This window comes from Duganella violaceipulchra, assembly GCF_019166075.1.
Classification (GTDB): domain Bacteria; phylum Pseudomonadota; class Gammaproteobacteria; order Burkholderiales; family Burkholderiaceae_D; genus Rugamonas; species Rugamonas violaceipulchra.
Window position 1 is genome coordinate 1 of the sequence record NZ_JAHTGR010000005.1, and the last position, 25027, is coordinate 25027.

Below are 25027 nucleotides of genomic sequence, written 5' to 3' on the forward strand. Positions count from 1 at the left end.
TAATCTCTGTTTATTTGCTATTTCTAGCACCGTCATTGCTGACGGGTCGCTCACTCAAAATACTGACAGGCCACTACTTGCGTAGCGCCTATTTCATTACTTCTTGTGAACATTTGATATTTTAAGTTTCACGTTGCCTAAGCAACGTGCGCACTTTCATCAAACGTCCACACTTATCGACTGTAAATTTTTAAAGAACTTATTCGGTACTGCTTGCTTGCTGCGGAGCGTTGTGTCCGTCAGCGAAGAAAAAAGAGTATGAAGCGTTTAGATCGTTTCGTCAACCCCCTACTTTTTCCAGCTCCCCGCTCTGCTCTGCATTTGCATGCACCGTTTTGCGGGGAGGCGAACTATATCAAAGGCCGTCGAAGTTTGGCAAGCGCTTTTCGAGGAAAGCTTGCATGCCTTCTTTCTGTGCAGGCGTGCCGAAGGCAGACTGGAACAGGCGGCGTTCGTAATTGACACCTTCCGTCAGCGTGGTCTCGAAGGCGCGGTTGACGGAGTCCTTGATCATCATCGCGACCGAGGTCGGCATCGATGCGATCTGCTTGGCAGCGGTCAGCACTTCTTCGATCAGCTTGTCGGCAGGGACGACGCGCGACACCAGGCCGATGCGCTCCGCTTCCGCCGCGTCGATGGTGCGGGCGGTCAGCAGCATGTCCATCGCCTTGGCCTTGCCGATGGTGCGCGGCAGACGCTGCGTGCCGCCCGCGCCCGGCGTGACGCCGACCTTGATTTCCGGCTGGCCGAACTTGGCGGTATCGGCCGCGATCAGGAAATCGCACATCATCGCCAGCTCGCAACCGCCGCCCAGCACATAGCCGGCCACCGCGCCCACCACCGGCTTGCGGATACGCAGAATGTGCTCCCAGTTGCGGGTAATGTAGTTGTCGCGATAAGTATCCACATAGGTGTAGTCCGCCATGGCGGCGATGTCGGCGCCGGCGGCGAAGGCTTTCTCACTGCCGGTCAGCACGATGCAGCCGATGGCCGGGTCGGCGTCGAACTTATATAAGGCATCGCCCAGCTCGTTCATCATGCGGTCGTTCAGCGCATTCAGCGCCTTCGGACGGTTCAGGCGGATCAGGGCAACTTTGTCGTGCACTTCAACGATCAGATCTTCATATTGCATAAGGTGTCTCCTTCACAGTGAAATATTCCTGGAGGATTGTAGCGCCTAACTCCCGCGCTGGTATCATTGATAGACAGCAACCTGCTTTAAAGAGCCTCCTATTTTTACCGCCTTACGCCGCCGCCTGAGCAATAATCTGGACCACGACGCCTTGCTGCGCAACGGCGAATTCATGCGCTACTGGTCCAGCTCGATCCTCAACGGCTTCGGCAGCTATATCAGTGCGCTGGCCCTGCCGCTGTGTTCCGTCCTGCTGCTGCACGCGACGCCGGCGCAGATGGGCATGCTTGGCGCGTCCGCGGCGATTCCGTTTGCGCTGCTGGCCCTGCCGGCCGGCGTCTTCCTCGACCGTAACCGCAAACTGCCGGTACTCCTGGGCAGCAAGACGGTCATGGCCGCCACGCTGGGCAGCATTCCCCTGGCCTACTGGCTGGGACTGCTGTCCATCGAGTGGATGTATGTGGTCTCCTTTATTACCGGCGCCTGCTCGGTGGTGGGAGGCGGCGCGGAGCAGATCTTCCTCACCAATCTGATCGGGCGCGACCGCCTGACCGATGCGCAATCCAAATTCGCCGCCACCGATTCGGCGGCGCGGCTGATCGCGCCCGGTATCGCGGGCATCCTGATCCAGTGGCTGACCGCCCCCTTCGCAGTGCTAGTCAACGCCATCGGCTTCGTGATCTCGATCCTGCTGCTGCGCAAGCTGAATGCCACCGATCCCAAGCCGGCGCCATCCAACAAGCATCCGCTGCGCGACATCCACGACGGTCTGCTGTTCATCTGGGGCCAGCCACTGCTGCGCACACTGGTCTGGGGCGCGGGCGTGTGGCATATGCTGTTCTATGGCTACGCCGCGCTCTGCGTGCTGTTCAGCACCAGGGAGCTGGGCATGACCGCCGGCATGCTGGGCATGGCGCAAATGGTTGGCGGTATCGGTGTGCTGATGAGTTCCTTGCTACTGAAACCGCTGAACGCCCGCTTCGGCGCCGGCGTCACCATGCAGATCGGCCTGGGCCTGACCGCGTTCGCCTTCGCCGCCATGCCCATGATCCCGGCCAACCTGTTCGGCAGCCCGACGGCCAGCGCGGTGGCGTGCGGCGGCCTGTCGCTATTCCTCGATTGCGGCGTGATGCTGTTCTTTATGCCTTATATGACGATGCGCCAAAAGGTCACGCCCGATGCCTACCTGGGACGCATGGTGTCGACCATGCGCTTCCTGACCGTGGCGACGGCGCCGCTCGGCGCGCTGACGGCCGGTTATATTGGCGAACACTTCAGCATCCGCACCGGCATGGCCTGCGTCGCCGTGGGCGGCGTCGCGCTGTCGGTGGCGATGGCGCTGTCCTCGGCGATGCGCAACGCCCAGCATCAAACGGCGCCGGCCGCGTCCTAACGTGCGCCGCCGATCCGGCTAAGCCATTAGGCTGGATTCAGTGTCCCATCTTTGGAGTGCGCCATGTTCAAGTCCATCCTGCTGCCCACCGACGGTTCGGAGTTGTCGGACAAAGCGACCGCCATGGCGGTCCAGTTTGCCCAACTCAATCACGCCCGCATCGTCGCCATCACCATCATCACACCGCTGCCATTTTCCTCCATGGGCGACAGCGGCGCGGTGATCGATTCCGGCCAGTTCGCCACGCAGATGCAGAACGCGGCGCGCCACCATATCGACAAGGCCGCCGCCGCCGCGCATGCCGCCGGGATTCCATTCGAGGGGGTGATCACGATGTCGCCCAGCCCCTACGAGGAGATCGTGGAGGCGGCGAAGAAGTTTGAATGCGACATCATCATGATGGCGTCGCATGGACGGCGCGGCCTGAACCGGCTGTTCTTGGGCAGCGAGACACAGAAGGTGCTCGCCCATACCACGCTGCCCGTGATGGTGTTGCGCTAGGTGCTACATCAAAGCGGCTGCTTCGGCAGCAGCACCCAGACGTTGCCGCGCTGCTTCATGCGACCGGCGTTCTCCGACGCCTCCGTGCCAAAGCCGAAAAAGTAGTCGACACGGATCGCGCCACGGATCGCGCCCCCGGTGTCCTGCGCCATGACTAGGCGCTGCAAGGGGATATCGCTGTTCGGCATCGTGGTCGAAAGGAACACCGGCGCGCCCAGCGGCAGCTGCGACGCATCGACCGCCACCGAACGCGACGGCGTCAACGGCACGCCCAGCGCGCCCTTGGGCCCGACTTTAGGGTCCGGCAGCCGCTCTTCCTTGAAGAACACATAGCTCGGGTTCACATTGAACAGCTCCTGCATGCGCGTAGGGTGGCCCGCGATCCACGCCTTGATGCCCTGCGCCGAGGCCTGCTCCAGCGTCAGCTCGCCCTTCTCCACCAGGTATTTGCCGATTGATTTATACGGATGGCCGTTCTGGTCCGCATACGCCACGCGCACGGTTTCCTGGCTGTCGGTCAGCTGCACGCGGCCCGAGCCCTGCACCTGCAGGAAGAAGGACTCCACCGGATCGTCCACCCACAGCAGCTCCTTGCCGCCGAAATCGGCCTTCTCGATATCGGCGCGGGTCGCATACGGCACCACCTTCTTGCCAACCAGCTTGCCGCGCAGGCGCATGCCCTTCAGCTCCGGGTAGACGCTGGCCAGGTCGATGGTCAGCATGTCGTCCGGCACCTTATACAGTGGCGTCTGATATGGACCGCCCTTTTTGCGCGCGCCGCGCAGCAGCGGTTCGTAGTAGCCGGTAATCAGGCCGTCGGTGGCGCCGTCCGGCGCGATCACCTGGTTCGGCTCCATGAACGCTTCGAAGAAGGTGCGGATCGCCTGCTCGTCGCTACCGTTGACGGTGCGCGCGATGCTGCACGACTCCTTCCAGTTCGGCTGCTTGACCAGCACCGAGCACGAGGACATGAACGCCGGCCAGGCCGCGCGCACATCGTCCTTGTCCCAGCCCGGCAGCGAGGCGAAGGTGGTCGGCACCATTTGCAGCGCGGCCGGCTTGGGCGGAACCGGTGTCGGCACCGCCGGCACGACCGGCGCCGGCGGCGTCACGGTCGGCGCCGGCGTCTTATCGGGTGGCAACGGCGTGGTGGTACAGGCGGCCAGCGAAACCGCGACGACGGTCAGCGGAACGAGTAGACTACGGCGTGTTAATAACATAAGGATGGCTATGTGGGTTTTGATGATAGAAGCATGCGTGGCGTTTTTCCTGTTGGTGTTCATCGTCTGGTGGACCATGTACCAAGGCAAGGGCAAGGCTAAAAAGCTGCCCCCGCCGGCCAAGGAAAACGAACAAGAGTAATCAGTGCAGCGTGCGCGGCAGCGACAGCACGAACTCCGGGATCTTGGTTTCGAACTGGTGGCCGTCCTCGGCCACGCAGAAGTACTCGCCGAACATCGAGCCCTGCTGGGTTTGCAGCGCCGTGCCGCTGGTGTACTCGAAATGCTCGCCGGGCTGCAGCAGCGGCTGGTGGCCGACCACGCCCAGTCCGCGCACTTCTTCCACATGATTGTTGGCGTCGGTGATGACCCAGTGGCGCGAGATCAGCTGCGCCGCCACCGTGCCGGTGTTCTTGATCGTGATTGAATAGGTAAACACAAAGTTGGTGCGTTCCGGGTCCGACTGATCCGGCAGGTACTGAGTTCTGACCGACACAGTAAATTCGTAAGTGGCCATCGAGATTCCTTAAAGCTTGGTAAAAGCGTAATCGCTCTATGCAAAATTGGCGATTGTATATCGTCAGACCCTCATTGCACCGCAAATCCGCCCCACATGCAAGGACGGCGCGGCTGAAAACCACCGCAAAACCGGTACAGTCGCGCCGGGCAGCGTAAAATAGCGCATCTTTTTCTTGCCTGCCCAACGCCATGACCACTTTCCGCATCGCTCCCAGCATCCTGTCCGCCGATTTCGCCCGCCTGGGTGAAGAGGTCCGCAACGTCGTCACCGCCGGCGCGGACATCATTCACTTTGACGTGATGGACAACCATTACGTTCCCAACCTGACCATCGGCCCGCTGGTATGCGAAGCGATCCGCCCGCACGTGCAAGTGCCGATCGACGTGCACCTGATGGTCAAGCCGGTCGACCGCATCATCCCGGACTTCGCCAAGGCTGGCGCCAACATCATCACCTTCCACCCGGAAGCGTCGGACCACATCGACCGCTCGCTGCAACTGATCCGCGACCATGGCTGCAAGGCCGGCCTGGTGTTCAACCCGGGCACCCCGCTGAGCTACCTGGAACACGTGATGGACAAGATCGACATGATCCTGATCATGTCCGTCAACCCGGGCTTCGGCGGCCAGTCCTTCATCCCGCAGGCGCTGAAGAAGATCGCCGAAGCGCGCCGTTTGATCAACGAATCGGGCCGCGACATCCTGCTGGAAGTGGACGGCGGCATCAAGATCGACAACATCGCCGCCGCCGCTGCGGCAGGCGCGGACACCTTCGTGGCCGGCTCCGCCATCTTCGGCAAGCCGGACTACAAGGCCGTCATCGACGCCATGCGCGCCCAGCTGGCGACGGTGTAAAGATGAGCGTGCTGGCAGGCGCGCGCGCCGCAATCATCGATCTCGACGGCACCATGCTGGACACGATACCCGACTTCCACGTGGCCCTCAACGGCATGCGCGCGGAGCTGGACCTGCAGCCGATCTCGCAAGACCAGATCGCGCTGATGGTCGGCAAGGGCTCCGAAAACCTGATCCGCTCCGTGCTGGGGCTGGACTGGGACGCGGCCCGCGTGGAAGCGCATTTCGAGACCGCGATGGACGCCTACCAGCGCCACTACCTGAGCATCAACGGCAACCACAGCACCCTGTATCCGGGCGTGATCGAAGGCCTGACAGCGATGAAGGCGCAGGGCCTGCGCCTGGCCTGTGTAACCAACAAGCCACAATCCTTCACCACGCCGCTGCTCAAGCTCAAAGGCCTGGACGGTTTCTTCGAGGTGGTCTACGGCGGCGATTCGCTGCCGCGCAAGAAGCCCGATCCGCTGCCGCTGCAAACGGTGTGCGCCGATTTCGGCCTGGCGCCGGCCCAGGTGGTGGCCATCGGCGACTCCTCGAACGACGCGCAAGCCGCGCGGGCTGCGGGCTGCCCGGTGCTGACTGTGCCTTACGGTTACAATCACGGAGAGGCTATACACAAAACCGATTCCGATGGTATAGTAGCCACGCTGCTCGACGCCGCAAATTTGATCCGTTCGCATAATTAACCATTAGCTGAACCACTCTGACCGAAATGTCTTTCACCAAAAAACACAATGTCACCCAAACCGGCTCGATTGAGGCCTGGCTTTGGCGACGCTGGCAATCCTGGCAAACTCAGCCAAACTGATTGCTGTCGTTTGTGCACGCGCACCCGACAGGTTTTTTGACAAACCACCGCCAAACCCACACCTACAGCCTTGGCGGCATGGAGAGAAGACATGACCGAATTCGAATTCAAATCGTTGGCCACCGACGGCTACAACCGCGTTCCACTGATCGCTGAAGCCTTTGCCGATCTCGAAACCCCGCTCACGCTGTACCTGAAACTGGCGCAGACCCAGAACGCCGGCAAGAACACCTTCCTGCTTGAATCGGTGGTCGGCGGCGAACGTTTCGGCCGCTTCTCCTTCATCGGCCTGCCGGCGACGACCGTGCTGCGCAACTTCGGCACGCGCACCGAGATCGTCAAGAACGGCGCCGTGATCGAGACCCACGAAGGCAACCCGCTCGAATTCATCGAGGCTTACCAGAAGCGCTTCAAGGTCGCGCTGCGTCCCGGCATGCCGCGCTTCTGCGGCGGCCTGGCCGGCTACTTCGGCTACGACACCGTGCGCCACATCGAAAAAACGCTGGCCAACACCCAGCCGAAGGATGACCTGGGCCTGCCCGACATCCAGCTGATGGTGACCGAAGAACTGGCCGTGATCGACAACCTGTCTGGCAAGCTGTATCTGATCGTCTACGCCGACACCACGCAGCCGGAATCGTATTCCAAAGCGCGCCAGCGCCTGAAAGACCTGCGCATGATGCTGCGCCGCGGCGTCGACGCGCCAGTGACCAGCGCCTCGGTCCGCACCGACATCACGCGCGACTTCCCGAAAGAGGAATACCTGAAGGCCGTCGCCAAGGCCCACGAATACGTGATGGCCGGCGACTTGATGCAGGTGCAGATCGGCCAGCGCCTGCGCAAGCCCTACGTCGATTCGCCGCTGACGCTGTACCGCGCGCTGCGTTCGCTGAACCCGTCGCCGTATATGTACTTCTACAATTTCGGCGACATGCAGATCGTCGGCGCATCGCCGGAGATTTTGGTCCGCAACGAGACGCTGCCGGACGGCGAGAAGAAAGTCACGCTGCGCCCTATCGCCGGCACCCGTCCGCGCGGCGCGACGCCGGAGCGCGACGCCGAACTGGCCAAGGAACTGCTGGCCGATCCGAAAGAGATCGCCGAACACGTGATGCTGATCGACCTGGCGCGCAATGACCTGGGCCGCATCTCCGAGATCGGCAGCGTCAAGGTCACCGACCGCCTGGTCATCGAAAAATACTCGCATGTGCAGCACATCGTCTCCAACGTCGAGGGCAAGCTGAAATCCGGCCTGTCCAACCTGGACGTGCTGCGCGCCACCTTCCCGGCCGGCACGCTGACCGGCGCGCCGAAAGTGCGCGCGATGGAAGTGATCGACGAACTGGAAATTTCCAAGCGCGGCATCTACGGCGGCGCCTGCGGCTACCTGTCCTTCGGCGGCGAAATGGACGTGGCGATCGCGATCCGCACCGGCGTGATCAAGGACGGCATGCTGTACGTGCAGGCCGCCGCCGGCATCGTCGCCGACTCGATACCCGAGATGGAATGGCAGGAGACTGAAAACAAGGCGCGCGCCGTGCTGCGCGCCGCCGAACAAGTGCAAGATGGCCTGGATGGGGAGTTCTGAGATGCTGCTAATGATCGACAACTACGACTCCTTCACCTACAACATCGTGCAGTACTTCGGCGAACTGGGTGAGGATGTACGCGTGTTCCGCAACGACGAAATCACGATTGCGGAAATCGAAGCACTGAACCCGGACCACATCTGCATATCGCCGGGTCCGAAAGATCCGTCGCAAGCCGGTATCTCGATCGCGGTGCTCAAGCACTTCGCCGGCAAGAAGCCGATACTGGGCGTGTGCCTTGGCCACCAGGCCATCGGCGAAGCGTTCGGCGGCAAGGTCATACGCGCCAAGCAGGTCATGCATGGCAAAACTTCTCTCATCGCGCATACGGGAGTGGGCGTCTTCAAGGGTCTGCCCTCCCCCTTCACAGTGATCCGTTATCACTCGTTGGCCATCGAGCGCAGCTCGCTGCCGTCCTGCCTCGAAGTGACGGCATGGACGGACGACGGTGAAATCATGGGCGTGCGCCACAAGGAATACGACATCGAGGGCGTGCAGTTCCACCCCGAGTCCATCCTGTCGGAGCACGGTCACGCACTGTTGAAGAACTTCCTGGTCCGCTAAGGACACCGGTGCGCCCTGCGCGCGCCTGCTTTAGCTGCGATCCGCGTCCAAATTGAAGAAGGAATTGCCATGCCTATCACCCATCAAGAAGCACTGCTGCGCTGCATCGAACACCGCGAAATCTTCCACGACGAGATGCTGCACCTGTTCCGCCAGATCATGTCCGGCGAAATGTCGCCGACCATGATCGCCGCCCTGACCATGGGCCTGCGCGTGAAAAAAGAAACCATCGGCGAAATCGCCGCCGCCGCGCAGGTGATGCGCGAGTTCTCCACCAAGGTGCCGATGGCCGACACCACCGGCCTGCTCGACATCGTCGGCACCGGCGGCGACGGCGCGCATACCTTCAACATCTCCACCGCTTCGATGTTCGTCGCCGCCGCCGCCGGCGCGCGCGTGGCCAAGCATGGCGGCCGCAGCGTGTCGTCGTCGTCCGGCAGCGCCGACGTGATCGAATCGCTGGGCGCCAACATCAACCTCAAGCCCGAGCAGATCGCGCAATCGATCGCGCAGACCGGCATCGGCTTCATGTTCGCGCCCAACCATCACGCGGCGATGAAGCATGCGGCGCCGGTGCGCCGCGAGCTTGGCGTGCGCACCATCTTCAACATCCTGGGACCGCTGACCAATCCGGCCGGCGCGCCGAATATTTTGATGGGCGTGTTCCACGCCGACCTGGTGGGTATCCAGGTGCGCGTGCTGCAACGCCTGGGCGCGCAGCACGCCATCGTGGTCTACGGGCGCGACAATATGGATGAAGTCTCGCTGGGCGCGGCAACCCTGGTCGGCGAACTGGTGAACGGCGAGATCCACGAATACGAAATCCATCCCGAAGACTTCGGCCTGCAAATGATCGCCAGCCGCAACCTGAAGGTGGCCGATGCGACCGAATCGAAAGCCAAGATGATGGAAGCGCTGCGCGGCGAGCCTGGCGCGGCCTACGATATCGTCGCGCTCAACGCCGGCACCGCGCTGTACGCGGCCGGCGTGGCCAGCTCGATCGAAGACGGCCTGACGCGCGCGCGCGCGGCCATCACCTCCGGCGATGCGATGCGCAAGGTCCAGCAGTTTGTAGAGGTCACGCAAAACCTCGGCAAAGCCAACTAAAGGAGGCCAGCATGTTCGGCATCCACGATCTGACGCTGTTTGTAATCTCCGGGCTGCTGCTCAATATCATGCCCGGTCCCGATTCGCTGCTGATCATGACGCGCAGCGCCACCCAGGGCTGGCGCGCCGGTTCGGCCGCCGCACTGGGCATAGGCGCCGGCACCATGATCCACATCTTCGCCGCGGCGCTGGGCTTGTCGGCGTTGTTGGCGACGTCCGCCACCGCGTTCACGGCGGTCAAGTGGATCGGCGCGGCCTACATCGTCTACGTCGGCATCGGCATGCTGCGCGCGAAACTGCGGGCCGAAGCCGATGACGCGGCGGCCGCCGAAACGGCCACGCGCGCCGCGGCCCAGCCGCTGGCGTATCGCAAAATCTTCTTCCAGGGCTTCCTGACCAATGTGCTGAACCCGAAGGTTGCCTTGTTCTTCCTGGCGTTCGTGCCGCAGTTTATCTCGGCCGATTCCACCAGCAAGCCGCTGGCCTTCATCGTCCTGGGCTGCATTTTCAATTTCAACGGTATGTTGTGGTGTAACGGCCTGGCCGTCTTCACTGCCTTTGCCAGCGCGCGGCTGAAGGTCAAGCCGCTGGTGGCGCTGTGGCTGAACCGCGTGACGGGCGGCTTGTTCCTGGCACTCGGCCTGCGCCTGGCGCTGGCCGAACAACATTCATCTTAGGCTTATCATGTCCGACATCCTGAACAAAATCCTCGCAGTCAAAGCCGACGAAGTCGCCGCCGCAAAAAAACACCGCAACCTGGCCAGCCTGCGCGCCGACGTGGAAAGCAACACCGAACTGCGCGCCGGCCTGCGCGGCTTCGAAGCCAGCCTGCGAGAAAAGATCGCCGCCGGCCACGCCGGTGTGATCACCGAAGTGAAAAAGGCCTCGCCGTCGAAAGGCGTGCTGCGCGCCGACTTTCGCCCGGCCGACATCGCCGCCAGCTATGAAGCCAACGGCTCCGCGTGCCTGTCGGTGCTGACGGACGAGCAGTTCTTCCAGGGTTCGGTGGCGTATTTGCAGCAGGCGCGCGCCGCCTGCACGCTGCCGGTGCTGCGTAAAGATTTCATGATCGACATGTACCAGATCTACGAAGCGCGCGCGATGGGCGCCGATGCGATCCTGCTGATCGTCTCGGCGCTGGATCACGGCCTGATGGTGGAAATGGAAGCCTGCGCCCACGAACTGGGCATGGGCGTGCTGGTGGAAACCCACGACGGCGACGAACTGACGGCTGCGTTGCGTCTGAAAACCGCGCTATTGGGCATCAATAACCGCAATTTGCGCACTTTCGAGGTCTCGTTGGAGAACACGCTGGCCCTGCTGGATCGCATTCCGGAAGAAAAACTGGTCATCACCGAATCCGGCATCATGGTGCCGGACGATGTCAAACGCATGCGCGAGGCCAATGTGCATGCCTTCCTGGTCGGCGAAGCCTTCATGCGCGCGACCGATCCCGGCGCCGAACTGGCGCGCCTGTTCAACTAAGCCTGTATCACCTGCAAAGGCGGCACCGGCCCGGACGCGATCTCGATACGGTCGCGTCCACGTTCCTTGGCGCGATACAGCGCCTCGTCCGCCCGCATCAGGATGGCGTCCAGATCCTCGTTGATACTTGTCTGGCAGGCAATGCCTATGCTGACGGTGTAAGCCGGCAATCCCGGCCGGCCGGGTTCGCGCACCGCGCTCAGGATGCGCTCCGCGATATGGTGCGCACGGTCCAGTCCGGTAACTGGAAGCAAAACAATAAATTCTTCCCCGCCGAATCGCGCCACGTGATCGGAAACCCGCAGCGCTTTACCGATTACTGCCGCCACGTCGATTAAAACCCGGTCGCCGGTGGCGTGGCCGTGGCAGTCGTTAATTCTCTTAAAATAATCCAGATCGATGCTGAGCATGGTCATGGCGGTGGATTCACGCCGCATTAACGCATGCTCTTTGGCATAAATATCGGCGAAACCGCGACGATTTAATACCTGGGTCAATGGATCGAGCGTGGATCGGCGTTCCAGTATTCCTTGCAAGCGGCGGGTTGCAACCGCTTTAAAGCTGACCGCCAACAACAGGACCATGAAATGACCGGCCGCCAGATAAAGACTCTGGAATGGTCCCATGCTCAACAAATTAACCTGGGCGCCACCATATAATACCGCCAGCAAGCCGCGCGTTAATACTACCAGCGCCTGCAACAGCAGCAATATACCAAAGAACCTGGTGGAGAAATGGCGGTCGCCATAACGCCACACCATTACCATCTGGTTTATATAAAAAGCGGAGATCAGGAAAGAGAATACGGCAACACGGGCGGCGAAATGCGGCTGGATAATCAACCAATATCCAACACCCGCCATCGCCAGCGCCCAAACCGAATGGAATAACCACCATGACGGCGCCCGGCCATAAAATATCTGCGTACCGATCATCCCAAAGCCCACGCCCCAGATCAGAGCGGAATTGGCGCTGAGCAGGGCAAAGGTTTCGCCTAGCGGGCTATATCTGAGGCTGAATAATCCTGCGCCGCACGCCAACGTTATCAATCCCGCCGCCCAATAATTCAGCCCTTTAATCTCCGTGGGGAAGCTCAAATGGGCGGAATAGAGGACGACACTCATCGCGCCGGCCATCAGCGTCGACATCAGGATAATCGTGGTGGGATCAAGCAGTATCACTTGCGGGTCTATCCTCTGGCAAAAACTCAGGCAAATTCTAAACCAGAACAAGACCACCGCGTAAAATTAAACCGCCGACAACACCGCAGAGCTCCAGTACACGCTGGAATCTGGTTAGTACGTGCCAAAATCTGGCATGAATAGGGCAAAAAAATCCGGGGACTCGCCCCGGACTCAGGAATTAACGTGCCGCGCTGGGCCGCAAGGGGCCTGCGGACTTCTTGCCGGCCGGGTCCAGCGACAGGCTAATACCGGGAACCCGGTCGCCCTGTAATGTCGCGGTGAATGTCATCAGTTCGTCGCGACGGAATGCGTGTATCTCTATTTCCGAGCCGACGCCGTAGCGGGAAAGCAGCGTTTCCAGATTGGCGCCGGTGACACGCAATCCATCAACCGCCATCAATATATCGCCGGCCGATAATCCAGCCTGGTGCGCAGCGCCACTCTCATGCACGCTGGATAGTTTGCAGTCGTTTCCATCTTTTCCGAGATTCACGTCCAGGCTAGGCTTGGCCGATTTACGCTCGTCGCTATATTTGACGCCGAATGGCGCCAGCATTTTAGCCAGCGGCAAATCTTCGGTTCCGTGGATATATTTATCGAAGAATGGCTTGAACCGGCCGCCGCTGATTTCATCGAATAATGCCTCCACTTCGGCCGGAGTAACTCCGCGTCCGCCGCCCTGATAAAAGTCGCGACCATAACGTTGCCATAATGCGCGCATCACATCATCCAGCGATTTCTTGCCGCCGGTTTTAGCGCGTATGCTCAAATCCAAAGCCAGCGCGATCAAGGAACCCTTGGTGTAATAGCTGATAATCGAATTCGGCGCATTTTCATCCTGGCGGTAATATTTACCCCAGGCGTCGAAACTGGAATCGGCCACGCTTTGCTTGGTGCGGCCGCTGCCGCGCAATACGCTGGCAATGGTTTTACCCAGCAATTTGAAATAAGCCGGTTCGGCGATAACGCCGGCACGCACCAGCATCAAATCATCGTAATAACTGGTGAAGCCTTCAAACAGCCAAAGCAAAGGCGAATAATTCTCGACTTGCAGGTTATATGGCGCGAATGCGGCGGGCTTGATGCGCTTCACATTCCACGTGTGGAAATATTCATGGCTGCACAGGCCGAGGTATTGCAGATAACCGTCGCTGATATCTTTGCTGGCCGCAGCCGTGCTCGGCAAGTCGGCGCGGGCGCAGATCAGCGCCGTCGAGGCGCGGTGTTCGAGGCCGCCGTAACCGTCGCCGACGGCCAGCGTCATGAACACATAGCGGTCCATCGGCGCCTTTTTGGCCTTTGGTTCAAAGAAGGCGATCTGGGTTTCGCAGATCTTTTTCAGGTCGGCGCTCAGGCGTGGCAGGTCCAGGTTGGGCACCCGGCCGCTGATGACGATGTCGTGCGGGATGCCGTGCGCCTTGAACGTGGCCAGCGCGAAGTCGCCCTGCTCCACCGGGTGGTCGATCAACTCGTCGTAGTTGGATGCGATGTACGTGCCAAAACCATAACGTTTCGCCTTCAGCTCCGGCAGCGACGTCGCCACGCGCCAGGTCTTGGCCGCGTCATCGTCCGGCCGCTGGATGTCCACCACGTGCGGCTGGTCTTCCTGCCCCAGCACGCGCAGGAACACGCTGGTGCCGTTGTAGAAGGCGTGGTTCTGGTCCAGATGCGCGGCACGCACCGACATGTCCCAGGCATAGACTTCGTAATGCACCGTCAGCGAGGCCGCATGGTCCTTCAGCGGGGCGGCCTGCCACGAGTGCTTATCCAGCTTGGCCAGCGCCACCGGCTGGCCGTCCGACTCGGCGCGGATGCGCACGATGTTGCGCGAGAACTCGCGGATCATATAGCTGCCCGGTATCCAGGCCGGCAGCGCGAACACCTGGCCGCCTTCGGCCGGCGCGTCCACCGTCAGCGTGACGTGGAACAGGTGGGCGGCCAGGTCATGGCCGACGATGCTGTAGGCGATCGCCGGATTGTTCTTGTTCGTTTTCTTCATCTCTATCCTTGTTTTACAAATCGGCCGGCGTATCGATATCGCGCACCACGCCGACATCGTCGACTGTCAGCTCGCTCACCGCATGGCTTTTTAATATGTCGCGCGCGCCCTGGTCGCCTTCCAGCGCCAGCAGCAGCGGCAAATGATAACTGCTGAAGGCGACCGGATTGCCGCGTCGCCCCTCAAAGACGGGCGCCGCGATGCGCGCGCCCCGTTCGATCGTCGCGGCCAGCGCGCGCATGGTCTCCGGCTGCACATGGGGCATGTCGCCCAAGCCTATCAACCAGCCTTCCGCGCCCTTGGTGTAGTCGACCGCCATGGTCAGCGAGGCGGCGATGCCCAGATCGGCATCCGCGCAGACGCGCACTTCACATCCCAGCTTGCCCAGCAGCGCCGCCACCTGGTCGTCGCCGGAGCGGACCACGGCCACCACGCGCGGCAGCACGGCCAGCATGTTTTTAGCACTGGCGACGACCACGGCGTCGCCGTCCTTCAACGGTTGTAGCAATTTGTTTTGTACGCCGGACGGGTCGAACCGCTTCCCCCGCCCGGCTGCCAGCAATATCCCTACCAGTGCCATTCAGCTCAGGCGCTGGCCAGGTCGAACGGCAGCTTGCGCAGACGTTTGCCGGTCAATTTGAACAGCGCGTTGGCGAACGCCGGCGCCAGCGGCGGCAGGCCCGGTTCGCCCATGCCGGTCGGCGGATCGTTCGACGGCACGATGTGGACGTCGATGACCGGCATGTCCGTCATCCGCGCCACCGTGTAGTCGCTGAAGTTCTGCTGATCCACCACGCCGTCCTTGAGCGTGATCGCGGCGCCCGGCAAGGTCATGCCGAGGCCCATCAAGGCCGCGCCCTGGATCTGCGCTTCGATCGTCAACGGATTGACCGCCTGGTTGCAATGCACACCCGCCGTGACCTTGTGCAGCTTGGGCGTGCCGTTCTTCACGGACGCCACCACCACATACGCAATCACGGTGTTGAACGACTGGTGCACCGCCACGCCCCAAGCCTGGCCTTTAGGTAAAGCCTTCTTGCCGTAGCCGGACTTGGCGACCGCCAGGTCCAGCGCGGCCATGTGGCGCTTGCCCTTCTCGCCCAGCAGCTTCTTGCGATAGGCGACTGGATCCATCTTGGCCGCGTGGGCGGCTTCGTCGATCAGCGTCTCCATCACGAAGGCCGTGTGGGTGGAGCCGACCGAGCGCCACCACAACACCGGCACATTGGCCTTGACGGAGTGGGCGCTCAGGTTCAGCGGCACTTCATACGGTTCGCCCATGCCTTCGACCATGGTCACGTCGATGCCATCCTTGATCATCATCGGCTCGAACGCCGTGCCGGCAATGATGGACTGGCCGACAATGACGTGGTCCCAAGCCACGATATCGCCCTTGTCGTCGATGCCGATATCGGCGCGATGCACATGTGAAGGACGATAGTAGCCGCCCTTGATGTCATCCTCGCGGCTCCAGATCACCTTGACCGGGTCCTTCTTGCCGGTGGCCTGCCACACCTTGGCGATGTTGACCGCTTCGACCAGGTAGTCGGAAGTCGGCACGGCGCGGCGGCCGAAACCGCCGCCGGCCATCATCGTGTTCAGCACCACCTGCTCCGGCTTCAGGCCGGCGGTGGCGGCGATGGCGCCCTGGTCCATCGTCTGGAACTGGGAGCCGGCCCACACGGTGCAGCCGTCCGGGCGCAGATCGACCACGCAGTTCAGCGGCTCCATCGGCGCGTGCGCCAGGTAAGGGAATTCATACACGGCGGAGATTTTCTTCGCAGCGCCGGCCAGCTTGGAGGTATCGGCTTTGTGCACCGGCAGGCCGGGCTTCTGCGCCAACGCCTTGTACTCGGCCAGCTGCTTGTCGCTGCTGACCTTTTCGACGCCGCTGGTGTCCCAATCGATGACCAGCGCATCGCGGCCCATCTTGGCGGGCCAGTAGCCGTCGGCCACCACCACCACGCCGCTGCCGCCGCGATCCGTCTTCACTTCCAGCACTTCGATCACGCCCTTGATCGCCTTGGCTTTCGAGGCGTCGAACTTGGCGACCTTGGCGCCGAACACCGGCGGCCGCGCCACCACGGCGACCTTGCTGTGCGGCGCCTTGTAGTCTATGCCGAAGACCTGCTTGCCGGTCGACTTGAGTTTCGCGTCCAGGCGTTTGGTCGGCTTGCCGATGAAGTTGAAGTCCTTGGGGTCCTTCAGCTTCACGGTGGCAGGCACCGGCTGCTTCATCGCCGCATCGGCCATGGCGCCGTAGGTGGCCTTCTGGCCGGCAGGACCGATCAGCGTGCCCTTCGACGTCTTGATCTGGTCCGGCGCCACCTTCCACTCCTGGGCCGCGGCACCAATCAGCATCGCGCGCGCTTTGGCGCCGATCTCGCGGTACTGGGTGTAGGAGTGGGCGATACTGCCCGAGCCGCCGGTGATCTGGATGCCGAACGCCGGGTCCTTGTATTGGTCGCCGGCCGGCGCCAGCGCGCCGTTCACCTTCGACCAGTCCGCGTCCAGCTCTTCCGCGATCAGCATCGGCAGCGAAGTCTGCACGCCCTGGCCGAACTCCAGCCGGTTGACCTGCACCGTCACGCTGTTGTCCGGCGCGATATGCAGGAAAGCGTTCGGTTCATACACCTTGGCCGGCGGCTGCTGCGCATTGGCGAAGCGTCCCGCGCCGGGCATGAAGAAGCCCAGCACCAAACCGCCGCCCGCGACCGCGCCGGCCTTCATGAAGCTGCGGCGCGACACGCCGCCGGAAGTTTCCACACCCGCCATCGATTCCTGATTGAGCCATTCGATCCGCATGACATTCTCCTTTAGGCGATGGTTTTGGCTGCGTCTTTGATGGCTGCGCGGATGCGCTGGTAGGTCCCGCATCGACAGATGTTGCCACTCATGGCGTTGTCGATATCGGCGTCGGATGGGGCTTTGTTGGTGCGCAGCAGAGCGGTCGCGCTCATGATCTGGCCACTCTGGCAGTAGCCGCATTGGGGCACGTCCAGCTTGACCCACGCCTCCTGCACGGCCTTGCCGACTTTATCGGATTCCATCGCCTCGATGGTGGTGATCTTCTGGCCGGCGGCGGCCGAAATCGGCGTCACGCACGAGCGGACAGGCTGGCCGCCCAGGTGCACGGTGCAGGCGCCGCACAGCGCCGCGCCGCAGCCGAATTTGGTGCCGGTCATATTCAGGTTGTCGCGCAAGGCCCACAGTATCGGCGTCGACGGATCGGCGTCTACCTGCATGTCTTTACCGTTGATATTCAATGTAATCATTCAGTTCTCCTGTGGACGATGCGCTGGTTTGGTAAGACTTACTGCTTGATCTTGGCGAGCTTCTCTTCAAGCGCCTTGGTGTCGATCGCACCTGGCACGCGGGTGCCGTCGGCGAAGAAGATGGCCGGGGTCCCCGAGATGTTCAGCTTGTGGCCCAGCTCCAGCACCTGCTCGTTCGGCGATTCGCACTTCTCGGCAGCGACAGGGGCCGCCTTGTTGTTGACCATCCAGTCTTCCCAGGCCTTGCTGCGGTCCGGCGAGCACCAGATGTTCTTCGATTTGGTGAACGAATCATCGGCCAGGATGTTGTACATGAAGGTGTAGACCGTGATGTTGTCGGTTTCCTTGAGCGTGGTCTGGCGGAAGCGCTTGCAGTAGCCGCAGTTCGGATCTTCGAACACCGCGATCACGCGCTTGCCGTCGCCCTTGACGGTCTTGATGGCTTTGTCCAGCGGCAGATCGGAGAACTTGATCTTGTTGATCTCTTCCAGGCGTTCCTTGGTCAGGTCGGTGCTGGTGGTCAGGTTGAACACGTGGCCGGAGAACAGATAGGTGCCGGTCTTGTCGGTGTAGAGAATGTCGTTGCCGACGCGGATTTCATACAGGCCGCCGTAGGGCGTTTCCTTGATCGAATCGACTTTGACGTTCGATCCCAGGCGCGGCTCGACCAGCTTCTTGATCGCATCCGTGGACGGGGTTTCCGCGCCCACGCAGGACGCCATCAGCGCCGACAACAACAGCAAAACGGTCTTACTCATTCTCATAACATCTCCAATGACTACAGACGAACCGACAGGCGCCGGTCTACTTTCCCATTGCGTGGGAGATCAGGCGGCGCTTCAGCACCGGTAATTTATCCAGCAAGTTTAATCCCAAATTGCGAACCACGCGCAGCGGCTCCATATCCGCCCCGAACAGGCGCGCCAGGCCGTCGGTGGTGAGCTGCATCAGCAGCACGTCTTCCTTGCGGGCGCGCTCATAGCGGGCCAGCACGCGGGTGTCGCCAATGCTGCGCTGTGCTTCGCGCTCGCTCAGGGTTTTGATCAGTTGCGCGACGTCGGCGAAGCCAAGGTTCATGCCATGGCCGGCCAGCGGATGCACCACGTGGGCGGCGTCGCCCACCAGCGCCACGCGCGGCGCGCTCATGGCGTGTGGGCGCAGCAAACGCAGTGGGAAGTCGCGCACCAGCTCCGGTTGCAAAGGCGTCAGCGCGCCCAGACGGTCGGCGGCGTAGACGGCCAGGCGGTCGGCGATCTGCTGCGCCGATTCGGCGCGCAGCGTGTCGGCCAGCGCTTCCGGCGCCGACCACACCAGCGACACCTGGTTGCCCGGCAGCGGCAGCAGCGCGACGATGCCTTCGACGCCGGTGAACCATTGGCAGGCGGCGCCGTGGTGCGGCTTCTCGCAGGCGAAGTTGGAGACCACGGCGCGCTGGTTGTAGCTGCGGTAATCGAGGCCGATGTCGCACTGGCCGCGCACCCAGGACTGGGCGCCGTCGGCGCCGACCACCAGTTCGGCCTTGATGCAGGTGCCGTCGTCCAGGTGCACGGTGGCGCTGTCGTCGGCGCGCAGCAAGCCGGTGGCGCGGCCTTCGACAAAGCGCACGTTCTGCGCGAACTTGAGGGCGGCATCCAGCGCCTGCCCCAGGTTGCGGTCTTCCATGATCCAGGCCAGCGCGCCGGTGTGGGCGCCGTAGGCGTCGAAGGCCAGGCCGCCGGCGTTGGCGCCGTCGCCGTGGACGATCATCGCGTCCACCGGCGCCACGCGCGCCTGGTCCAGCGCATGCCATACCTTCAGGGAGGACAGCAGATTGTGGGCGGTATGGTTCAGCGCGTAGACCCGCGCATCCCAGCCGATATCGGCGGTCGGGGCGGCCGGATGCGACGGTGGACTGAGCAGGGTTACACTAAAACCGGCCTGGGCCAGGCCCAGCGCGGCGGTCTTGGCAATAGCGCCATTGCCAACGATACAAATATCACTCTCGATAACGCGCGGCGTGGCGGGGGAGGATGGATTAGTCATCCAAACATTATAGCGTTTGTACGGCTAAGACACGGCTCGCCGGGAATTACTTCGAGAAGAACAGCAGCCGGCCGTCGGCGGTGGCGGCGATCAGTTGACCGTCGTGCCACAGCGGCGTGGCGATGAATGCCCCCAGCCGCTTCACGTGCTCGATCGACGTCATCACCGTCTGGTCGCCTTCGTACAGGCGCCGGGTGTCGAACTTGCCGGTGGCGGCGTCCAGCAGGCGGAATTCGTCCGCCCTGCTTTCCGGCGTGCGCCACGACCATTGCGGCTTGCCGCCGGCCGCCTCCAGCGCGAACAGTTCACCGCGCATGGTGGCGCCGATGACGGCTCCCTCGGCCAGCACCGGCGTCGCGTAGGTCCACACCTTGGTATCGTGTTCGTAGGCCAGCTTGCCGGTGCGCTTGTCCAGCGCGACAAGCAGATTGGTGTCGGAGGTACCGAAGTACACCCGCTCGGCGTCCACCACGGCGCCGGAGATGATCCATGAGCCGCGGCCGGGATAACGCCATTTCAACTTGCCGCTTGCAAGCTCCAGCGCGTAGAACCAGGCGTCGCGCGAGCCGATGAAGACCGTGTCGCCATCGACCAGCGGCGGCGCCTGGACGCCGAACAGGGTGCTGGTCTTTTGCTCGGTCTCGGTCTGGTAGCGCCACAACTGGCCGCCGGTGGCGACGTCCAGCGCGTAGACCGCGCCGTCCCAGCTGCCGAACACGATCGCCTTGCCGGCGATGGCGGGACGCGCGTGGATCATGCCGCCGCTTTTGAAGGCCCATACGACGGCGCCCGTCCTGGCGTCGAGCGCGTACAGCCGCTCGTCGCTGCTGCCGATGTACACCCTGCCCTCGTGCACCAGCGGCGACGACAGCCAGAAGTCCCACGGATCGGGCGACGGCGCGGCGCCCTTCGTCATGCCATACAGGCCGTAGGCGGCAAAGCGCGCCTCGCCCTGGGTGGAGAAGCTCCAGCGCTGCACGCCGGTCCGCGCATCGAGCGCATGCAGCCGGCCATCGCGGGCCAGGAAGTAGACCATGCCGTCATCCACCGCCGGCGTCGACGCGATGCCCGCGCCGGCATGGTGCAGCCACGCCAGCTTGCGGCTCGCCACGTCGAACGCATACAGGTTGCCATCCTCGGCGCCGATGTACAGGAGTCCCTGCGCGACAACGGGGCTCGACACCGTTTGCGCGTGCAGGGCTATCGTCGCCAGCAGGCGCAGCGACGACAGGTCGGCTGCCGACGCATGCAGCGCGGCCATCAGGGCAAACATCGACATCAGGAATCGCATCAATCGTACCTCCAGGTAGGCCAGCGGCGATTGTAGCGGCGCGGCGCCGGCCCAGGCTTCAGGCTTTCTATAGGCCGCGGCAAGGCTGCCGCTGTTATACTTTCGGCATGAATATCCTGCTCGTGGAAGATGACCTGGAACTGGGCCGCGCATTGCGGGCGGTATTGCATGACGACGGCTACGCCGCCACGTGGGTGCGGCTGGCGGCCGACGCCCAGCGCCAGCTGGACACCGGCGCATACGCCGCCGTGGTGCTGGACCTGAACCTGCCGGACGGCGACGGCATGGCGCTGATGCGCCGGCTGCGCGCCGCCGGCCGGCAGATCCCGGTGGTGCTGATCACGGCGCGCGACAGCCTGGGCGACCGCCTGTCCGGCTTTGCCGACGGCGCCGACGACTACCTCGTCAAACCTTTCGACATGGCGGAACTGCTGGCGCGCTTGCGCGCGGTGCTGCGCCGCTCACGTCCCGAGGCGGCCGGCCAGGGCCTGTGGACGCGCGCCGGCTTGTCGCTCGACGAGCGGCGCCAGGCCGTCAACTGCGACGGGCGTCCGCTGGCGTTGTCGCGCACCGAATTCAACCTGCTGCTGGCGCTGATGCAGGACGCCGACCGCGTTCTGACCCGAGGCGAACTGGAAGACCGCGCGCTGGCCGGCAGCGAAAGCGTGACGCTGGACGTGCACATGTCCAACCTGCGCAAGAAGATCGGCGAGCACCGCGTGCGCACGGTGCGCGGCGTCGGCTACATGATCGCGCCATGACGGCGCAACGCTCGTTGTTCCGCCGCCTGCTGGGCGGCTTCCTCGCTGTGGTGATCCTGGTCTGGCTGGCCGTCGTGGCCATGGCGATCTACGAGAACACAGTGCTGCAGGCGCGCCACACGGCGGCCGAGAACCGGGGCTGGACGCGCCAGATCCTGCTGAACCTGCGCTCGGTGGCGCACGACCCGGCCGAAGTGGCGCGTGTCGCCGCGCAGGTGGAAGCGCTGCGCGCCGACATGCTGCGCGAAGTGAACTACTGGCCCAAGCCCGTGATGCTGCAAGTGTGGCTGCACGGGCAGCGCGTCTACCGTTCCGGCGGCGAGCTGCCGGGCGCGCATGCACTGCCGGCGCCGCACGATCCCTCGCTGGGCGCGGACTGGTCGAGCGCCACCGCCACCGATGCGGCGAGCGGCGTCGTGGTCCGGCGCGACGCCATGCACGACACGAACTGGCTGCTGACCAGTTCCGGAGCGGCCTACTATCTGACGCCGCTACTCTACAGCCTACCCTTGCTGGCGCTGCCCGCGTGGCTCATCGTGCGGCGCGGCCTGCGGCCGGTGCAGGTGATGGTGGCGGAGATCGAACGGCGGTCCGGCAGCGACCTGCAACCGCTGCCGCCGTCCGGCTATCGCGAACTGGCGCCGCTGGCCGCCTCCGTCAACGGCTTGATGCACCGCCTGACGGAACGCGTGGAGCGCGACCGCGAGTTCCTGTCCGACGCGGCGCACGCCTTGAAAACGCCGCTGTCCGTCATCCGCGCCAACGCCCATCTGCTGCTCAATCATCGCCACGACGCCGACCGCTTGCTGGATGCGGACCGCGGCTTGCGCCTGGGTGTGGACCGCGCCACGCACACGGTGCACCAGTTGCTTGCGCTGGAACGCGCCCGCAGCGACGCCGCCGACGGCGATGATCGCCCAATCGACCTGCTCCACCTGCTGCGCGAGCGCCTGGCGCACGCGGCGCCGCTGGCGATGCAGCGCGGCGTGGAGATCGAACTGGATGCCGAGGCGCCCTGCGTCCTGCCGCTGCACCGGGAAAGCCTGGTCGCCATGCTGGACAACGTGATCGACAACGCCGTCAAGTATTCGCCCGACGGCGGCCGGATCGCGGTCACGCTGGCGTCCGTGGACGGCGTGGCGCGGCTGGCGATCGCCGACCAGGGGCCAGGCATCGCGCCCGAACTGCGCGGCAAGGTGTTCGAACGCTTCTACCGGATTCCCGGCCAGGAGCAGCCCGGCAGCGGCCTGGGACTGGCGATCGCCGAGCGCGCGGCGGCCCGCAACGGCGCGCGCATCGCGCTGGAGGACGGCGGCGCAGGCAACGGCCTGACGGTGAGCGTGACGTTCGCCAGCAAAAATCCGGCCTGAAAAATACGCCCTTGCAATTCCGCTCAAGCCTGCTATAATTCTGCTCCTTGGCCTGGTAGCTCAGTTGGTAGAGCAGAGGATTGAAAATCCTTGTGTCGGTGGTTCGATTCCGCCCCGGGCCACCAAGAATAAGAAAACGCCACCTCCGGGTGGCGTTTTCGTTCGTGTGCGTAAAATCGTCATGTCCGGTCAATTTCCGGTATCGTTCTAAGTGCCGATGCGGCAAAAGACGGAGTCTTGAAGATGGAAGAAGCGCCACGCGTCATCATCATCGCCGGCCCGAACGGCGCGGGAAAAACCACGTTCGCACGCGAATTCTTGCCGGGAGAAGCGGCGTGCCCAGTGTTCGTCAATGCCGACCTGATCGCAGCCGGGATTGCCCCGTTTTCACCGGAAACAGCGTCACTTCAAGCTGGACGCCTGATGTTGCAGGAGTTAAACCGACACTTCGCCGCGCGCAGCAACTTCGCTTTTGAAACGACTCTGTCAGGTCGCGGGTATCTGCGCCAAATCCGCGAATGGCAAAAAGCCGGCTATCGCGTCAAACTCATTTTCCTGCAGTTAGCTAGTGCCGAAGAAGCCATTGCCCGGGTAGCACAAAGAGTCAAACAAGGCGGCCACCACATTCCCGAAGATGTGATTCGCCGCCGCTTTGCAGCGGGCAAAGCAAATTTTGAAAAATTTTATGCGTCCATCGTAGATGCCTGGGCGCTATATGACAATGCCGGTTCCGTGCCGGCTCTCATCGATTGGAGCGAACGACCATGAACAAACAATCCATTGAATACGCTAAGGACCGTGATTTGCGCTTGTCGCAGGTTGCCATGCAACGGGCGGCGCAACGCGCGCATGTTCTGGCACAAACCACCGGAACTGCCATCGTCGTCAGTCATGATGGCATCGTTGAACTCGTCGCCCCAAACCCGCAGGGCACCGTGACGCCCAAATAGGCGCGATTTTTGAAAATCCTTGTGTCGGTGGTTCGATTCCGCCCCGGGCCACCAAGAACATACCTCAAGAAACGCCGCTCCATGCAGATCGGCGTTTTTGTTTCCGGAGCAAGAAGTCCTCATGTCCGGTCTATTTCCGGTCCACCTTTCCCCAGCCTGCGACCGACCAAATTTTCCAATCGTCCGTCCGCCCCATTGCGCAGAGTGAGGGACCTGGGAATACAGACCGGATCTTTCCCGCTCAGCTTTATTTGGACTGATCAAGCCGGGGCAACTGCGGATCACCTTAGTTCTTCGATGAATCTCACGATGTTGCCATGATCATCCCAGTCCCTATGCATGTTCCAATCCTGCATATAACCGCCTAACTCTTGCAATGCCTCATCAAGATCATCTGCCACAGTCTTCCACTCTTTCTTGCCCGCCCGCAGCGCACGTACCAACGCCCCCGCCTGCGCTAATTCCTTGCGCAACGCTGTTCGTCCTTCCATCAACTCAATAAGCCCTGGCGCATCAAGGTTTTCTTCGGCGTCTGCGATGGCCTGACGAATCTCCTGAATGCCTTCCTCTACTACGTCAAGATGCCTACGAACGTGGGAGAGTGCCATTTTTTCAGACGCAGCAGCAATGACTGCTCCACTATCTTTCGTGAAAACATCATTAGCGAGATCGAACTCGATGCGGACCAGCCCAGTTTCGGTTGCGGGCGAATAATTTCCATTCAAAAGTACTTGATGCAAATACAATTCCTCCGCCGACAGATCTACAAGTACAACGAAAACAGGCAGATCAAGCGCCTGCCAAATAGGCGAGTTGCCGCGTGCTGACATATCGACAATTCTGCTCTTCTACACTCGTCGCCTTCACTTGAAAAGCAACGAATCTACCTGTGCTCGTTTCATCGTCCTCATCAACAATTTCAACCTGGGCATCAATTCCAATGTCGATATCAAACAGCCTAAAAAACCGTCACTCGGGACGTTGTTTGCTTGCGACCAATCG

At 62.3% G+C, this 25027-nt stretch carries 26 protein-coding genes and 1 tRNA gene; 14 read left to right on the forward strand and 13 right to left on the reverse strand.

Annotated features, from left to right (window positions below):
- Positions 1-355: 355 nt before the first annotated feature.
- Positions 356-1132 (reverse strand): enoyl-CoA hydratase, encoded by a 777-nt coding sequence (locus tag KVP70_RS10845; protein ID WP_217942185.1) that lies wholly within the window; start codon positions 1130-1132, stop codon positions 356-358.
- A 151-nt stretch (positions 1133-1283) separates the two neighbouring features.
- On the opposite strand from KVP70_RS10845, the gene KVP70_RS10850 reads away from it, so the two are divergent.
- Positions 1284-2525, forward strand: a complete 1242-nt coding sequence (locus KVP70_RS10850) for an MFS transporter (protein ID WP_255575811.1) — start codon at positions 1284-1286, stop codon at positions 2523-2525.
- Between the two features lie 63 nt (positions 2526-2588).
- Positions 2589-3026: a universal stress protein gene (locus tag KVP70_RS10855; RefSeq protein WP_217942186.1), complete on the forward strand. Its 438-nt coding sequence runs from the start codon at positions 2589-2591 to the stop codon at positions 3024-3026.
- Positions 3027-3034: 8 nt separating this feature from the next.
- Here KVP70_RS10855 and mltA read toward each other — a convergent pair whose 3' ends face one another.
- A complete protein-coding gene (gene mltA / locus KVP70_RS10860; RefSeq protein WP_217942187.1) occupies positions 3035-4246 on the reverse strand; it encodes a murein transglycosylase A in 1212 nt (403 codons plus the stop codon).
- Positions 4247-4388: 142 nt separating this feature from the next.
- The gene (gene apaG / locus KVP70_RS10865; RefSeq protein ID WP_217942188.1) at positions 4389-4763 is read right to left on the reverse strand and encodes a Co2+/Mg2+ efflux facilitator ApaG/CorD; all 375 of its coding nucleotides are present in this window, start codon (positions 4761-4763) and stop codon (positions 4389-4391) included.
- A 191-nt stretch (positions 4764-4954) separates the two neighbouring features.
- Between apaG and rpe the strand changes: the two genes are divergently transcribed.
- The 7 genes from rpe (at position 4955) to trpC (ending at position 11173) form a co-directional block, all read left to right on the forward strand.
- Positions 4955-5620: a ribulose-phosphate 3-epimerase gene (gene rpe, locus KVP70_RS10870; protein ID WP_020704684.1), complete on the forward strand. Its 666-nt coding sequence runs from the start codon at positions 4955-4957 to the stop codon at positions 5618-5620.
- A 2-nt stretch (positions 5621-5622) separates the two neighbouring features.
- On the forward strand, positions 5623-6306 hold the full coding sequence (locus KVP70_RS10875; RefSeq protein ID WP_217942189.1) for a phosphoglycolate phosphatase: 684 nt from the start codon (positions 5623-5625) through the stop codon (positions 6304-6306).
- A gap of 213 nt (positions 6307-6519) precedes the next feature.
- Complete coding sequence (trpE, locus tag KVP70_RS10880; RefSeq protein WP_217942190.1) at positions 6520-8016, forward strand: anthranilate synthase component I; 1497 nt, start codon at positions 6520-6522, stop codon at positions 8014-8016.
- Position 8017: 1 nt separating this feature from the next.
- Positions 8018-8581, forward strand: coding sequence for an anthranilate synthase component II (locus KVP70_RS10885; protein ID WP_217942191.1), 564 nt, complete (start codon positions 8018-8020; stop codon positions 8579-8581).
- Between the two features lie 69 nt (positions 8582-8650).
- Positions 8651-9688, forward strand: coding sequence for an anthranilate phosphoribosyltransferase (gene trpD, locus KVP70_RS10890; protein ID WP_217942192.1), 1038 nt, complete (start codon positions 8651-8653; stop codon positions 9686-9688).
- An 11-nt stretch (positions 9689-9699) separates the two neighbouring features.
- A complete protein-coding gene (locus KVP70_RS10895; protein ID WP_217942193.1) occupies positions 9700-10365 on the forward strand; it encodes a LysE family translocator in 666 nt (221 codons plus the stop codon).
- A gap of 7 nt (positions 10366-10372) precedes the next feature.
- Complete coding sequence (gene trpC / locus KVP70_RS10900; RefSeq protein ID WP_217942194.1) at positions 10373-11173, forward strand: indole-3-glycerol phosphate synthase TrpC; 801 nt, start codon at positions 10373-10375, stop codon at positions 11171-11173.
- Here trpC and KVP70_RS10905 read toward each other — a convergent pair.
- The 8 genes from KVP70_RS10905 to KVP70_RS10940 all read right to left on the reverse strand — a co-directional run bounded on the left by KVP70_RS10905 (position 11170) and on the right by KVP70_RS10940 (position 20944).
- A complete protein-coding gene (locus KVP70_RS10905; RefSeq protein WP_217942195.1) occupies positions 11170-12321 on the reverse strand; it encodes a GGDEF domain-containing protein in 1152 nt (383 codons plus the stop codon). The two genes, trpC and KVP70_RS10905, sit on opposite strands and share 4 nt — an antisense overlap.
- 214 nt (positions 12322-12535) lie before the next feature.
- Complete coding sequence (locus tag KVP70_RS10910; RefSeq protein ID WP_217942196.1) at positions 12536-14356, reverse strand: M61 family metallopeptidase; 1821 nt, start codon at positions 14354-14356, stop codon at positions 12536-12538.
- Positions 14357-14369: 13 nt separating this feature from the next.
- Positions 14370-14936, reverse strand: a complete 567-nt coding sequence (locus KVP70_RS10915; RefSeq protein ID WP_217942197.1) for a nucleotidyltransferase family protein — start codon at positions 14934-14936, stop codon at positions 14370-14372.
- 5 nt (positions 14937-14941) lie between these two features.
- Positions 14942-17161: a xanthine dehydrogenase family protein molybdopterin-binding subunit gene (locus tag KVP70_RS10920; RefSeq protein ID WP_217942198.1), complete on the reverse strand. Its 2220-nt coding sequence runs from the start codon at positions 17159-17161 to the stop codon at positions 14942-14944.
- An 11-nt stretch (positions 17162-17172) separates the two neighbouring features.
- Positions 17173-17631 carry a (2Fe-2S)-binding protein gene (locus tag KVP70_RS10925; protein WP_217942199.1) on the reverse strand — a complete coding sequence of 153 codons (459 nt, stop codon included), beginning with the start codon at positions 17629-17631 and terminating at the stop codon, positions 17173-17175.
- A gap of 38 nt (positions 17632-17669) precedes the next feature.
- Positions 17670-18395, reverse strand: coding sequence for a DsbC family protein (locus tag KVP70_RS10930; protein ID WP_217942200.1), 726 nt, complete (start codon positions 18393-18395; stop codon positions 17670-17672).
- A 40-nt stretch (positions 18396-18435) separates the two neighbouring features.
- Entirely contained in the window at positions 18436-19653 is a 1218-nt protein-coding gene (locus KVP70_RS10935) for a UbiH/UbiF family hydroxylase (RefSeq protein WP_217942201.1), read from the reverse strand.
- Between the two features lie 46 nt (positions 19654-19699).
- Positions 19700-20944, reverse strand: coding sequence for an outer membrane protein assembly factor BamB family protein (locus tag KVP70_RS10940; protein ID WP_229224742.1), 1245 nt, complete (start codon positions 20942-20944; stop codon positions 19700-19702).
- Between the two features lie 107 nt (positions 20945-21051).
- On the opposite strand from KVP70_RS10940, the gene KVP70_RS10945 reads away from it, so the two are divergent.
- The 5 genes from KVP70_RS10945 (at position 21052) to KVP70_RS10965 (ending at position 24025) form a co-directional block, all read left to right on the forward strand.
- A complete protein-coding gene (locus KVP70_RS10945) occupies positions 21052-21705 on the forward strand; it encodes a response regulator transcription factor (RefSeq protein ID WP_217942203.1) in 654 nt (217 codons plus the stop codon).
- Positions 21702-23075, forward strand: a complete 1374-nt coding sequence (locus KVP70_RS10950) for a sensor histidine kinase (RefSeq protein WP_217942204.1) — start codon at positions 21702-21704, stop codon at positions 23073-23075. The genes KVP70_RS10945 and KVP70_RS10950 overlap by 4 nt, the downstream gene beginning before the upstream one ends.
- 49 nt (positions 23076-23124) lie before the next feature.
- Positions 23125-23200: transfer RNA gene (locus KVP70_RS10955), tRNA-Phe, on the forward strand.
- 118 nt (positions 23201-23318) lie between these two features.
- Entirely contained in the window at positions 23319-23843 is a 525-nt protein-coding gene (locus KVP70_RS10960) for an ATPase (RefSeq protein ID WP_217942205.1), read from the forward strand.
- Positions 23840-24025, forward strand: a complete 186-nt coding sequence (locus tag KVP70_RS10965; protein WP_217942206.1) for a hypothetical protein — start codon at positions 23840-23842, stop codon at positions 24023-24025. The genes KVP70_RS10960 and KVP70_RS10965 overlap by 4 nt, the downstream gene beginning before the upstream one ends.
- A 281-nt stretch (positions 24026-24306) precedes the next feature.
- On the opposite strand, the gene KVP70_RS10970 is transcribed toward KVP70_RS10965, so the two are convergent.
- Together KVP70_RS10970 and KVP70_RS35370 are read right to left on the reverse strand one after the other, a co-directional pair.
- Positions 24307-24855, reverse strand: coding sequence for a hypothetical protein (locus KVP70_RS10970; RefSeq protein WP_217942207.1), 549 nt, complete (start codon positions 24853-24855; stop codon positions 24307-24309).
- Positions 24815-24982, reverse strand: a complete 168-nt coding sequence (locus KVP70_RS35370; protein WP_217942559.1) for a DUF4365 domain-containing protein — start codon at positions 24980-24982, stop codon at positions 24815-24817. The genes KVP70_RS10970 and KVP70_RS35370 overlap by 41 nt, the downstream gene beginning before the upstream one ends.
- Positions 24983-25027: the final 45 nt, after the last annotated feature.

What these genes read in the sequence shown, in the direction of transcription:
- trpE (WP_217942190.1), top strand. Translation starts at nt 6,520, where the DNA reads ATGACCGAATTCGAATTCAAATCGTTGGCCACCGACGGCTACAACCGC.
- rpe (WP_020704684.1), top strand. Translation starts at nt 4,955, where the DNA reads ATGACCACTTTCCGCATCGCTCCCAGCATCCTGTCCGCCGATTTCGCC.
- apaG (WP_217942188.1), bottom strand. Translation starts at nt 4,763, where the DNA reads ATGGCCACTTACGAATTTACTGTGTCGGTCAGAACTCAGTACCTGCCG.
- KVP70_RS10940 (WP_229224742.1), bottom strand. Translation starts at nt 20,944, where the DNA reads ATGCGATTCCTGATGTCGATGTTTGCCCTGATGGCCGCGCTGCATGCG.
- KVP70_RS10910 (WP_217942196.1), bottom strand. Translation starts at nt 14,356, where the DNA reads ATGAAGAAAACGAACAAGAACAATCCGGCGATCGCCTACAGCATCGTC.
- KVP70_RS10895 (WP_217942193.1), top strand. Translation starts at nt 9,700, where the DNA reads ATGTTCGGCATCCACGATCTGACGCTGTTTGTAATCTCCGGGCTGCTG.
- KVP70_RS10945 (WP_217942203.1), top strand. Translation starts at nt 21,052, where the DNA reads ATGAATATCCTGCTCGTGGAAGATGACCTGGAACTGGGCCGCGCATTG.
- KVP70_RS10875 (WP_217942189.1), top strand. Translation starts at nt 5,623, where the DNA reads ATGAGCGTGCTGGCAGGCGCGCGCGCCGCAATCATCGATCTCGACGGC.
- KVP70_RS10925 (WP_217942199.1), bottom strand. Translation starts at nt 17,631, where the DNA reads ATGATTACATTGAATATCAACGGTAAAGACATGCAGGTAGACGCCGAT.
- trpD (WP_217942192.1), top strand. Translation starts at nt 8,651, where the DNA reads ATGCCTATCACCCATCAAGAAGCACTGCTGCGCTGCATCGAACACCGC.
- KVP70_RS10965 (WP_217942206.1), top strand. Translation starts at nt 23,840, where the DNA reads ATGAACAAACAATCCATTGAATACGCTAAGGACCGTGATTTGCGCTTG.
- KVP70_RS10960 (WP_217942205.1), top strand. Translation starts at nt 23,319, where the DNA reads ATGGAAGAAGCGCCACGCGTCATCATCATCGCCGGCCCGAACGGCGCG.
- KVP70_RS10935 (WP_217942201.1), bottom strand. Translation starts at nt 19,653, where the DNA reads ATGACTAATCCATCCTCCCCCGCCACGCCGCGCGTTATCGAGAGTGAT.
- KVP70_RS10930 (WP_217942200.1), bottom strand. Translation starts at nt 18,395, where the DNA reads ATGAGAATGAGTAAGACCGTTTTGCTGTTGTTGTCGGCGCTGATGGCG.
- KVP70_RS10915 (WP_217942197.1), bottom strand. Translation starts at nt 14,936, where the DNA reads ATGGCACTGGTAGGGATATTGCTGGCAGCCGGGCGGGGGAAGCGGTTC.
- KVP70_RS10920 (WP_217942198.1), bottom strand. Translation starts at nt 17,161, where the DNA reads ATGCGGATCGAATGGCTCAATCAGGAATCGATGGCGGGTGTGGAAACT.
- KVP70_RS10970 (WP_217942207.1), bottom strand. Translation starts at nt 24,855, where the DNA reads ATGTCAGCACGCGGCAACTCGCCTATTTGGCAGGCGCTTGATCTGCCT.
- KVP70_RS10950 (WP_217942204.1), top strand. Translation starts at nt 21,702, where the DNA reads ATGACGGCGCAACGCTCGTTGTTCCGCCGCCTGCTGGGCGGCTTCCTC.
- KVP70_RS10845 (WP_217942185.1), bottom strand. Translation starts at nt 1,132, where the DNA reads ATGCAATATGAAGATCTGATCGTTGAAGTGCACGACAAAGTTGCCCTG.
- KVP70_RS10855 (WP_217942186.1), top strand. Translation starts at nt 2,589, where the DNA reads ATGTTCAAGTCCATCCTGCTGCCCACCGACGGTTCGGAGTTGTCGGAC.
- mltA (WP_217942187.1), bottom strand. Translation starts at nt 4,246, where the DNA reads ATGTTATTAACACGCCGTAGTCTACTCGTTCCGCTGACCGTCGTCGCG.
- trpC (WP_217942194.1), top strand. Translation starts at nt 10,373, where the DNA reads ATGTCCGACATCCTGAACAAAATCCTCGCAGTCAAAGCCGACGAAGTC.
- KVP70_RS10905 (WP_217942195.1), bottom strand. Translation starts at nt 12,321, where the DNA reads ATGTCGACGCTGATGGCCGGCGCGATGAGTGTCGTCCTCTATTCCGCC.
- KVP70_RS10885 (WP_217942191.1), top strand. Translation starts at nt 8,018, where the DNA reads ATGCTGCTAATGATCGACAACTACGACTCCTTCACCTACAACATCGTG.